Annotated in this window: 14 protein-coding genes and 1 riboswitch; of the genes, 8 read left to right on the forward strand and 6 right to left on the reverse strand. The window is 33.7% G+C overall.

Features of this window, described 5'->3' with window-relative positions:
• The first annotated feature begins 92 nt into the window (after positions 1-92).
• The gene (locus ACJDUH_RS01805; RefSeq protein ID WP_406763441.1) at positions 93-1463 is read left to right on the forward strand and encodes a Sau3AI family type II restriction endonuclease; all 1371 of its coding nucleotides are present in this window, start codon (positions 93-95) and stop codon (positions 1461-1463) included.
• A gap of 86 nt (positions 1464-1549) precedes the next feature.
• Positions 1550-2266: a hypothetical protein gene (locus tag ACJDUH_RS01810; RefSeq protein ID WP_406763442.1), complete on the forward strand. Its 717-nt coding sequence runs from the start codon at positions 1550-1552 to the stop codon at positions 2264-2266.
• A gap of 277 nt (positions 2267-2543) precedes the next feature.
• Here ACJDUH_RS01810 and ACJDUH_RS01815 read toward each other — a convergent pair whose 3' ends face one another.
• From ACJDUH_RS01815 to ACJDUH_RS01835, 5 genes are all read right to left on the reverse strand, one after another.
• The gene (locus ACJDUH_RS01815) at positions 2544-2780 is read right to left on the reverse strand and encodes a hypothetical protein (RefSeq protein ID WP_406763443.1); all 237 of its coding nucleotides are present in this window, start codon (positions 2778-2780) and stop codon (positions 2544-2546) included.
• A complete protein-coding gene (locus ACJDUH_RS01820; protein WP_406763444.1) occupies positions 2765-4171 on the reverse strand; it encodes a bifunctional DNA primase/helicase in 1407 nt (468 codons plus the stop codon). The genes ACJDUH_RS01815 and ACJDUH_RS01820 overlap by 16 nt, the downstream gene beginning before the upstream one ends.
• A gap of 24 nt (positions 4172-4195) precedes the next feature.
• Entirely contained in the window at positions 4196-4660 is a 465-nt protein-coding gene (locus ACJDUH_RS01825; protein WP_406763445.1) for a CHC2 zinc finger domain-containing protein, read from the reverse strand.
• Positions 4661-4753: 93 nt separating this feature from the next.
• A complete protein-coding gene (locus tag ACJDUH_RS01830) occupies positions 4754-5602 on the reverse strand; it encodes a hypothetical protein (RefSeq protein ID WP_406763446.1) in 849 nt (282 codons plus the stop codon).
• Positions 5595-5858: a hypothetical protein gene (locus ACJDUH_RS01835; protein WP_406763447.1), complete on the reverse strand. Its 264-nt coding sequence runs from the start codon at positions 5856-5858 to the stop codon at positions 5595-5597. Before ACJDUH_RS01835 ends, ACJDUH_RS01830 begins: the two co-directional genes overlap by 8 nt.
• A 439-nt stretch (positions 5859-6297) precedes the next feature.
• On the opposite strand from ACJDUH_RS01835, the gene ACJDUH_RS01840 reads away from it, so the two are divergent.
• Positions 6298-6495, forward strand: a complete 198-nt coding sequence (locus tag ACJDUH_RS01840) for a cold-shock protein (RefSeq protein WP_406763448.1) — start codon at positions 6298-6300, stop codon at positions 6493-6495.
• A 267-nt stretch (positions 6496-6762) separates the two neighbouring features.
• Complete coding sequence (locus tag ACJDUH_RS01845; RefSeq protein WP_406763449.1) at positions 6763-8016, forward strand: DEAD/DEAH box helicase; 1254 nt, start codon at positions 6763-6765, stop codon at positions 8014-8016.
• Positions 8017-8140: 124 nt separating this feature from the next.
• On the opposite strand, the gene ACJDUH_RS01850 is transcribed toward ACJDUH_RS01845, so the two are convergent.
• Positions 8141-8392 carry a flavodoxin family protein gene (locus ACJDUH_RS01850; protein WP_406763450.1) on the reverse strand — a complete coding sequence of 84 codons (252 nt, stop codon included), beginning with the start codon at positions 8390-8392 and terminating at the stop codon, positions 8141-8143.
• 286 nt (positions 8393-8678) lie between these two features.
• On the opposite strand from ACJDUH_RS01850, the gene ACJDUH_RS01855 reads away from it, so the two are divergent.
• The 4 genes from ACJDUH_RS01855 (at position 8679) to ACJDUH_RS01870 (ending at position 11409) form a co-directional block, all read left to right on the forward strand.
• Positions 8679-9164, forward strand: coding sequence for an RNA polymerase sigma factor (locus ACJDUH_RS01855; RefSeq protein ID WP_406763451.1), 486 nt, complete (start codon positions 8679-8681; stop codon positions 9162-9164).
• A gap of 4 nt (positions 9165-9168) precedes the next feature.
• A complete protein-coding gene (locus ACJDUH_RS01860; protein ID WP_406763452.1) occupies positions 9169-10683 on the forward strand; it encodes a zf-HC2 domain-containing protein in 1515 nt (504 codons plus the stop codon).
• Between the two features lie 179 nt (positions 10684-10862).
• Positions 10863-11129 (forward strand): YkuS family protein, encoded by a 267-nt coding sequence (locus ACJDUH_RS01865; RefSeq protein WP_406763453.1) that lies wholly within the window; start codon positions 10863-10865, stop codon positions 11127-11129.
• A gap of 43 nt (positions 11130-11172) precedes the next feature.
• Positions 11173-11409, forward strand: coding sequence for a hypothetical protein (locus ACJDUH_RS01870; RefSeq protein WP_406763454.1), 237 nt, complete (start codon positions 11173-11175; stop codon positions 11407-11409).
• Between the two features lie 2 nt (positions 11410-11411).
• Positions 11412-11499, forward strand: a riboswitch (cyclic di-GMP riboswitch).
• Positions 11500-11512 lie beyond the last annotated feature (13 nt).

The following is an 11512-nucleotide window of genomic DNA, read 5'->3' on the forward strand; positions in this document are numbered from 1 at the left end:
TTCATCCTAAGTTATATACATTACATAATAATTACTATTATAATTATAATATAAACAATTGTAAAGATCAAGAGTTAAAATGGGAGGATAAGATGGGGAATAAGGAAACTATTTACTCTACTGAAGAGGAATTGATTGAACATGCTAAAAAGCTGACAGGAAAGAGCTTTAAAAATATAGATAAAACAGGGAGAATTGCAAATCAAAAGGCAAAAGGAAGATTAGGACAGATAATTGAGGAAAGCCATTTTGGTTATGAAATCAACTCGAGAGCAGAAGCGGATTTTAAAGAGCTTAATATTGAGCTTAAGGTAACTCCATACAGGAAAAATAAGAACGGGACCTATTCAGCCAAGGAAAGACTTGTATTAAATATAATAGATTACATGGCCGAAGTGGACAAGGAGTTCTATACAAGTTCATTCTGGATTAAGAACAATAAACTCTTATTAGTATTCTACAGGTATGAAGAAGGGTTAGATGTAGGAGATTATAGAGTTACAGATACACTTATATTTGAGGTGCCAGAAGAGGACCTACCAACAGTAAAACAAGACTGGGATTGTATTGTTAATAAGATAAAGCAGGGCAAGGCACACGAGTTATCTGAAGGGGATACCTTTTATCTTGGAGCCTGTCCTAAAGGAAAGGATAGTTCATCTGTAAGACAACAACCATATTCAGATATTCCAGCAATGCAAAGAGCTTATGCATTTAAACAGTCATATATGACACATATCCTTAGGACTCGTATATTAGGTGAAGGCACCGAGAAGCTTATAAAGGATGGAAGGACATCTATTGAGCAGTATGTTGATAAGAAGCTAAGACCTATTATAGGAAGAATATTTAATGAACTTTGCGAAGAGTATGGACAAGTAGATGGTGCTAAGAATGCTGTGCAGCTGCTTATGTCAAAGGTTTTTGGTATAAAGGGTACAGATTTATCTAAGATTGAAGAGTTTGAAAAGGCGAATATAAAGATAAAGACTATCAGAGTTGAAAAAGACAATAAGATAAAAGAGAGCATGTCATTTCCTACATTTAAGTTTAAGGAGATAGTTGAGACGTCTTGGGAGGATTCTTATTTAAAGAGGATACTTGGTGAGCAAAAGTATTTATTTTTGGTATTTAAGAAGAACGAAAATGATGAACTTGTATTTAAAGGTTATAAGTTCTGGAATATACCATTTCAGGACTTGCTTGAGGTTAAGAAAGTATATAAGAGGACTGTAGATATAATCAAAGAAGGAGTTAAGATAGAGGAGCAGGTTACTAAGAAAGGTATTATCAGAAAAAATAATTTACCATCTATGAGGGAGAATCCTGTTTGTCATGTTAGACCACATGGAGCGAATGGACAGGATGTTTATGAGTTGCCTGATGGTAGATGGATGTCTAAGCAGTGTTTTTGGTTGAATAATGGTTATGTGTTTAATCAAGTTAAAGATTTAATTGATTAATTGAAGGTCTTATATAGACAACTGCTAGGAATAAATAAAAATTGATATTAGTAAATTGTTTAATAATAAAATATTGGGGGATAAACATGAGATTTGCAAATGCGAAAATAATGATAAAAGAGGCATATACAACAGAGAATCTAGAGTGTAAAAAGTATCCTAAATGGGAATTGCACGAAAAGGAGATAGAAACAGATAGTGATAATATCAAACTTCAGATTCCAGGGAAAAAAACAGATATAAGTGTATATGATTTTAGATTGTTATTGAATATAGGTAATTACAAGTATTTTCTCACTCATGCAAATATAATTATAGATTTATATACAAAGATAAAATATAATCCTAGCTTTGCTACAAATCTTAGAGAATTTATTGTTGATATAGCAATTAATGGGTTAAGAGAGGAGAATAGGCTAGAAAGATATGGACTGGATAAACTAAAAACTAATCAATTTGTGAAGACAGAATACAAGAATATAGCCGCAGAGTGTGTGCCAAATTATAATAAGTATTTTAATTATAGAACCTGTGATATGAATTTGTTGAGAAGTATACTGTTTTGGGTCACTCTACAAGAGGATATAAATTATCCGATAGATAAAGGATGTCAGGGAAGAAGACTAGCTTTTACAAGATTTGTTGAGTCTATATACTGCGCAGAACATGATTATGAAGATTCAATGATTAGAGTTGTGCTCACGAATAGTTATAACCATGGAAGGGGAGTTCCTGATTTAATGGAGAACTTACAGGAGGAGTATCTTTATGCGATAAAATTAGTGCAGAATATTAGAGAGTAGGTTAGTTTATTAGAGAATATGCATAGGCTTGCATTTAACCTTGGTACAGGAGTAACAAATTCGTTTCTTCACTCCTCGCAAAGGGGCCATGTACTACCCAAATTTTGTTCAAATTTGCTATAAAAAAAAGAAAAAACAGAGAAGCATGACTTTAGATACGCTATTATACACTGTTTTAGACGAGTTGATCCCTACTTGGATAAATAAAGAAAATGCTGTGAATCCAAAAGCTAAACTACACAGCATTTTCTTTATTACCATCAATATTCATCTAAAACTAATGAATTATCACAAACCCCTTCAAAACCTCACTCTCACTCATTTCCTCCCCACTTAATTCCCTAAACTCTTTCATCATTCCACTTAACTCCATAACAATCTCATAAAACTTCGGTCTCCACTTTTCCTTGCTTTCCATCGACACCTTCGGATCATCAAAAAACTCCTCAGCTTTTTTCTCTCTTGCCAAAACTTCATTATATTTCTTTTTTAATTCCTCTAATCCCAAGGGCATTTTTCCTCAACCTCCACAGCACATTCTAATATTGGTTTCCAGGTATTTATCCAGCTGAACTTTTTATTTAGGTTGTCGCTTGCTCCATAGAGCCTTTTTGAGGGATAGTGAAAGTACAGGCCTATGGTTTTATCCTGATGTCCTAAGGGTCTGTTTTTGAACAAATCAATCATGTTATCATAAGGGCAGGCTGGTACTATTACATCGCCCCTATTTGTTAGCTTGTCCTGTTTTTCTTCTTCACTTACTCTATGGATACTAATAACATAATCCGCAAGGTTTGTTATATCTCCAGAGCCTGCTACATCCAGTTTAGTAAGCCTTCGTATTACATCAGTTTTTCTAGGATGAGCAATGAGATGAATTACAGAGTTAAACTTCCTGGCAAAGGTTTTAAGATTAAGGACAAACTCTTTCTGTTTTTTATTTAACTCATATTCACTACATTCTAGGTCAATCATCATCAGGTTATCTAGTACAAAGTTCTTTGTACCGTATCTTTTAGCAAGCTCCTCCATTTTATTTAGAAGGCTTTTAGCTCGTAAATCATCCTCATTACTGTAAACATGGACTTTTTTTCGGTACCAATCATCCATGGCAGATTTTATTTCTCGGGGAATATAATAACCCTTTGGCTGATTTGGGGCATTGTCAGATTCCAGAGAATATTCTGGACCTGCAAGGGGAAATTGTATCCATGCTCGAAGCTGAGATCTACTTAATTCTCCACTGAAGATAAAGGTGTTGTAACCCTGTTCTAGGGGTTCTGCTATGCACAGCTGGTTTATAAGTGTGAACTTTCCACTGGAGTTATAGCCTGTGATTATATTGACAGTACCAAGTACAAAGCCACCAATCCATTTATCTAATGAAGCAAAGCCACTGCTTATCTTTTCAGCTTTGTTTATATCAAAATCTGCAATATCAGCTAGATCTACCACATCTTTAATTGGAATTTCATTTGCCGCTTCTATTGCAGTAATTACACTTTCTTTACCTTCTTTATAGAGATGAAGGTTTATATCTTTATGAGGACTTGTCACTACATAACACCTGTATTCTCCAAGTCTTGGAACAACCTCTTTTCTCATCCTTTCTCCAGCATCATCATTGTCTGACCATATTATTATCTTTTCAAACTGAGTAAGCCACTCCCAGTTATATTCAATCCAATGATAATTATTGGCACCGAAGGGCACAGAAACAGCATTAGTAAAGCCTGCTTCTATGACGGCCAGGCTATCGATCTCGCCTTCACAAATTAAGAGTGGCTTGGTAACATCTATTTTATCCATTCCAAAGAGTAGGGGAGATGTATCCTTTTCTTTCTGACACCAGGTTTTAGTTTCAACTTTTGCTACCTTTCTAGAAGGTCTGTACTTAACTGTCATAAGTACTCCATATTGATTTTTATACTAAAACACCATATTGCCTTTGGAGTCTTCTTTTATTCCTCTTAAGTCTAGAGTTTTTGGACTGATGCCGCGGGTAGCCATATAGGTCTTCACCTTTGCTCTTAAGGTGTTCCTTTCAAGAACAGGATAATTATAAGGCTTGATCTTCTTAGGTATATATTCTTCAAAGTCATATTGAATATTGGTTTCCTTAAACAATTCCTTAACTGCTTCTAAGAAATTCATGTTTTTGTGGTTTATATAATATTCAAGGATATCCATAGTTTGTCCACACCCAAAGCATTTAAAGTAATTATCTTTTTTATGCCAGGTGAAGGAGGGCGTTTTTTCAGTATGTAGGGGGCAGCAGCCTTTTAAATTTCTTGCATCCCAGTTTCTAAGATTAAGTCCGGAAGAAATTATTTCGGAAGCTCGGCTTCCAAGGGTTTCCTTAGCTTGTTTTATAAGCTCTGCAGGTATATTCATTATATTTCTCCTTTCATTCAAAACACTGTGTAGCTTAACTTACTCTTTCCATTTGCAAATTGCCTTTTAAAGCCCATTTGGGTCTTTAAAATACTAACTTTCTGCATTTAACCAATAAGGCTTTTCTTTTGAATCTATCCAATTATCACTTGCTGCCTGCCTTTTACTTCTGCTTTGGATATAGAGTTGAACATATTTTTCTCTTAACTTTAAAGTGCTTAATATATTGCCCTTCCAAAAGTCATTGTTTTGACTGAATATTATCATTTGTCGTATTCCTTCAGCAGTCCTATTATCTAGTCTAATCATTAGATCTATATTCTTTGCCCAGGTTTGAAGATTTGGCTCCTTAGCACCGGGGTTATTGTTTTTTATTAGGCTGAATAATTCCATGGACAAAATAAACTCTATAGAATCCTTAGAAAATTTATTTTTCTCAGTAGTACTTTTCATTTTCTTTTTATCATTCTTTTCATTATTGTTTATATTGTTTGGATCCTGCTGCTCCCTTGTTGCCACCGCTTCAGCTTCAGCAGTGCTGGTGCTGCTGCTCTCGTAGTTTTTGGGGTCTTGATAAAAGCTGTAGCTGTCTATGTTTATAAGCATTCCCTGTGTTGCCCTCGTAGTTGTTATCATTGTTGTCTCCATAGCCTCACCAGCTGCTCCTTCGCGGGGTTTTCGCAGCCACTCAATTATTTGGTATATTTGATCCTTTGTAGGAGTAACTTTTCTATAACCCACATACCAGGAACAGGCCTCCATAATTTCTGAAATACTGGTTCTTACTTGCCCCCTCTTAAGCTGCTTGTAGCTGCTGTGCTGTGCCTTTTGCAGTAAGTATATCCAAACCTTTAAATACAGTAGAGGCTTTTTATATATTTCACTTTCTATTATTTTTCTTGCCAGCAGTAAGTAACCGCCTACTATCTTTGGTTCACTCATTTATTTCACCTTCCTTATGATGCTCTTTATAATAAAATCTTATTGCTTCATCAACGATAGAACTTAAATAAGCATTTACATCCTCATGCTCGGCCTTAAGCTTGTTTAAGAGCCTAATAGTTGAGTATCTAAATAAAAATGTACGCTTTATTTCAAAGTTCTCCCCATCAACTGGAGGCGTTATGCCATAAGGCTGTGAGCGAGGGGTTCTGTTGTCGTAAAGTTTTGTAAAATTATTTTCTTTGTTTCTGCCCATGTTAATGCTCCTTTCTTATGTGATATACATTAATATGCAGTTCAAAAGAAAGTTTTCAGTGCAATTTTCAGTTTTAACTTGACTAACACCCCTCAAAGGCGCATAAATACTATGTATTCTTATAAATAAAAATATTTTTATATTTATATATAGTTATATTTATCTTTTTTTCTAGTTATATATTTATCTATTTAAATAGGTTTCTTGTTGTTAAGTGTAAAGGCCAGGGAAAGTTAAAAAATAAAACTGATAAAAATTTAAAAAGTTTGCTTTATATAGTAAACTGTGCTATTCTTATTAAGAACTTAAATTAATAGTAAATAATTAAACACAAATATATTTCAATTGGTACTTATAATATAATAAGGTAAATCGAGATTTTATTGGTGAGTTGTTACAATGAGTTTAAGAAAAATAAAATTTCGGAGGTACACATTATATGAATGGTACAGTAAAATGGTTTAATGCAGAAAAAGGATTTGGATTTATTACAGGAGAAGATGGAAAAGATGTTTTTGCACATTTCTCTCAAATAAAAACAGATGGTTTTAAAACATTAGAAGAAGGTCAAAAAGTTTCTTTTGACATTGCTAAGGGACAAAAAGGTCCTCAAGCTGAAAATATTACAGTTATTTAATTAAGGAATATTTTAACCCCTTAAATAGTTAACCTATTTAAGGGGTTTTTAAATGTTCATAATTAGATTTTGAATATATGGTCTAAGAGGTACTTAGGAGGTCAAAGGTCTAAATGAACTTTGACGAGTAGTTTGAGAGGTAAAAGTCCTAAATGGACTTTTACGGGTAACTTGTGAGCGGAAGCGAACATCTTAAGTTACCCAGTGCCCGAAGGGCAGCGAGTAGGCTTAAACTACTCTGCGTTCCGACTAGAAGGAGGAAAAGATATGTTGTTTGAAAATTTAGATATAAATAAATCCATTTTAAAGGCGATTAAAGAAGAGGGGTATATAAAACCAACACCAATACAGGAAGAATCTATTCCATATTTATTAAAAGGAAAGGATCTGATAGGCTGCGCTCAGACCGGTACTGGAAAAACGGCAGCCTTTGCTATTCCAATATTACAGAATATCTCCAATAGAAAAAGTTTGGGAAAAGTGTCAGGATATATTAGTGCTTTAATATTAGCACCTACAAGAGAATTAGCTATTCAGATAGGAGAAAGCTTTACAAGCTATGGAAAATATATAGATATTAATAACTTGGTTATCTTTGGAGGTGTGCCACAAAATTCTCAGACGAGAGCACTTAAGAGAAGGGTAGATATACTAATTGCAACTCCAGGGCGATTACTTGATTTGATTGATCAAAAGTATATTGACTTGAAAAATGTAGAACACTTTGTACTGGATGAAGCAGATCGTATGCTAGATATGGGTATGATCAATGATGTGAAAAAGATTATAACAAAACTTCCAAAGGTTAGACAAAATATGTTGTTCTCAGCAACTATGCCAAAGGAAATCCTAGCACTAGTAAATTCAATTTTGAAAAATCCAGTAAGTGTAAAAGTTACACCGGTTTCATCCACTGTAGATACTATTAAACAAGAGTTATATTTTGTTAGTAAAAAACATAAAAAATATTTACTTATAGATTTGCTAAAAGATAAAGCTATGCAATCTGTGTTAGTTTTTTCAAGAACAAAGCATGGTGCAAATATAATAACAAGAGATCTTAATAAAGCTGGTATAGAGGCTCAAGCTATTCATGGTAACAAATCTCAAAGTGCAAGGCAACTGGCCTTAAATAATTTTAAGGAAGGTAAAATACAAGTTTTAGTTGCAACTGATATAGCTGCAAGGGGCATTGATGTAGATAAATTATCTCATGTAATTAATTTTGACTTGCCTGAAGTTCCCGAAACCTATGTTCATAGAATTGGACGTACTGGAAGAGCAGGACAACAGGGAACTGCAATATCTTTCTGTGATGTGGAAGAAAAGGATTATCTTAAGGCTATTGAAAAACTTATATGCAAGAAAATACCGTTAATAGAAGAACACTCTTATAAAATAAGTTCTAATACGGAACCCTTAAAGTGCGATAAACTTACTACGAAAACCACAACTACTAAAAAGACTAGTAAAAGTTTGAATTATAGTAGGGTGAAGAAACAACAAATGATGAAGCTATAATCAGAACAAAAGTACCTAGAGGGAGAAAATCTTCTATTTGCTTAGCTTAGTTATCTCCTGGGACCTCAGAGGATATTCCATCTGATGGAAGCTACTAAGAGATAGTAAGGCTACCGGAGCTAAGCTAAGCCTTATCCTTCACATCTCCTGCTGCTGTGCAAAACAAGGCAGCCTTTTTAAACCTAGCTTTGTTTTCTTCAATATAGGTTCTAACTGGCGTTGATATACGGGAAGCCCAAATTGGAGAACCTATTATAACTAAGTCATAGTCTGAAGGATTATACATAGTTGGTTTTATAACAGTCAATCTGTTTTGTGAGGCATCTCTGCCAGCTAAAATATAGCCTAAAATACCCTTCCTGTTTCTAGTGTCCACTATCTCTTCAAGATCAGCTTTAAACTTCTATCTAAATTCTTCTGCCACAATTCTTGTATTACCACCTCTAGAATAAAAAACTACAAGTGCAGGTGAAAGTTGAATTCTTCTCATGAAGATTTGATTTCTTACCTCTTTACTTTTCAATAGGATTATCAGTAATGAAAACAATGATATAATTAACTAAAATAGCAAAATATAAATATATTTTCTAAAATCTTGTAACTTTTAAAAATAAAGTCGGTCTATACTAATGAGAACAAACTATATGTAAGGAGGCGGGCAGGTGTCGGATGTAAGGACGGAAATTTATAACACTTACAAGAAGGATATTTTTAGTTATTTCTATAAAGCAATTCTTAATTATCATAATGCGGAAGACCTTACTGAAGATACCTTTTTGAGAGCCTTTAAATTCTTCTCTTCCTTTAGGGGAGAAAGCAGTGTAAAGACCTGGCTCTTTAAAATAGCTAGAAATGTTTTAAATGATTATCTCTTAAAAAATAGTTCTAAGATTGAAGAAATAGATGAAAATACCCATGAAGATATTTCAAATGATTATAACAAGTTAGAGGATAAGCTATTAATAAAAAAAGTTATGTACAAGCTTTTGGAAGAAGAACGCACTTTAATTATACTTAGAGATGTAAATGGTCTATCTTATTTAGAAATAACAAAAATAATGAGTTTTACAGAAGGACAGGTAAAGATAGGCATACACAGGGCGAGAAAGAAATTTAAAGAGCTTTATTTAAAAGAGATGGAGGTGTAAAGACTTGAAGCTAAATTGTACTATCGTTAAGGATATATATGTGCTCTATGAAGAAAATGAGCTAAGTGAGGAAGTTAAAGGATATGTAAGGGAACATCTTTGTGAATGTGAAGAGTGCAGAGCAATATATGAAAGTGGGAAGTCTCTGCCAGATCTAGTAAAGGAAAAGCTACCAGAGCCTTCAGAAAGATTAGATGAGAAGATGATGATGAAACTTAAGCTTTCAAGACTAAGGATAGCTCTTGTATTTATAATAGTTATTATAGGAATAACTGCTTATAATTTATATTCACAATCAAGGATGTATCTTACTCGGGATTTTCAGGAATATTCCGATACAATAAATCAATACAATTTTCAAATTGAGGATTTGAAAAGTCATGTTAAAGTACAAGAGCCTTATAATATTTACAATCATACTGCAGGCGAAATGCTTAACAAAATTAATGGCAGCTATGAACAGGCAGAAAGAGATTTTAATATCCTTGAAAAGCATGCAATTAAAGACGACTATTCAAATCAGTGCTTTGACCTTTCAATGAGCACCTTGGTTTTAACCTTAAACAATAGATGGGAAAATGGACGCTTTAGTGAAAAGGATGAAGAGGTCTACAAGCGGCTAACAAGCGAGATGAAAAATATTGCACAAATTAGTAATGAATATGGAATCAAGCTTAATAATAAATTTTTTATTATGGATACTAAGAAATTAAAGGATAGTTTAGATAAATTGAATACTCTAGCGGAAGTTTATACAAAGTATAACAAATTTCTTGAAGAGATTAAGTATCTCTCCGATGATCAACTTAAAGCTAGAATAAGCTTTGTTATAGGAGAGCAGGCTAAGGATATAAGCTTAACAAAACTGCCAGATCTTATTTATAGTTTTAGAATGCTTGGCATGGATGAGGTTTCCTATCTTGGTGAGATAGATGCAGTGACAGGTGAAGTGTTAGCAATAAGGGGTGGCACACCAACTTTAAAGGGAGATTTAATCGAAGTAGATAAAGCCAAGAAAAAAATAAGGGACCTAACCTTAAGAAATCTAGGAGAGGGATTTGACGTTAATGTTGAATACCTTGGTGTAAATGTTAATTTTCAATCTAATTCAGATGCGAAAGTATACTGTTTTAAGCTTCAGCCTACCTTCAAAGGATATAATATTTTTATTCAATATAATGTTATGCTTGATGCTAGAAGCAATACTATATACAATTATTCAACTCTGATATTAAGGGGGAATATTCCCATAGCAGGGGATAGGCCATTGAAAGCTGACGAGAAGTATAACCCAGAGGAAGCTCTGAAGAATTTAGCTGCAGATGATATTAATAAGGAGTTATTTAAATATAAAGACACTTATTTTATAAAGTCTATGTTTACAGGTGAGTATGTACTTGTTCATTATTATGAAGAAATGGTAGATACAAAAAAGGCAAATCCCAGAAAGCTGTATATAAATACTGAGACAGGAAAAGAAGAGTGGGTTGCATTTGCAGATGGGACAGTAACTTATTAGTTATTGTGATTTAATGGAATACTTACTATGACATAAAGCTTGTAATATCAATAGCTAACGAGGGATTAGGAGAACGCAAGCTAAATGATGTAATGAAGGTGCTATTAATAAAATTTTCTGAGAAAGTTCTATGCATATGATAACATCTTGAGGATAAAATAAGCTTGAGGTGATTACATATGAAAAAAATAGGCGTAGAAATAGGGTTGTCTATGATAGCAGATTATTTAAGTAGTCAAGGCTATCAAGTACAAATGCTAAGCGAAGGTATGGAGAACAATGTAAGCAAGATTCAAAATCTAGACGCAATTGTTGTATCAGATATAAATTCTGATATGATGGGTTACAGTGACACTTCTACAAAGGTTCCTGTAATCAATGCAAGCGGGATAACCCCTGAGGAAGTAAAGAAATTAATAGACAGCAAGGCTACCGGAACTAAGTGATAAACAAGATAATTGTCGGTTAAAGGTATATGGCATAGGAGTTATGCTATATACCTTTAATCTATATCGTCTTCAAAATGAATTTAAAACCATAGATGTCGGTGAGGAAAAAAGTGATGGAAGCCTTACAAATGGACTTGAAGAGTATCTTCCAGTTCTTCAACATAGAAGCACCAGTGACGTTATTTTAAGAAACTATATTACTGGTTTAAAGTTATTTAATAATTATTTTGATTTCATGGAAAATTGTGTTATAATATGTATTGTATTGAAGAAATAGCGTGCCGATAATAGCAAACTTGTCGAAAGGCAGGGACGCAAAGCTATGGGTCTAAGGGATGTATAATCCTATGATTGCCAGGTTGCCGAAGTATGAAATATAG

The sequence above is a fragment of the Candidatus Clostridium radicumherbarum genome (genome assembly GCF_045310525.1).
Classification (GTDB): domain Bacteria; phylum Bacillota; class Clostridia; order Clostridiales; family Clostridiaceae; genus Clostridium_AT; species Clostridium_AT radicumherbarum.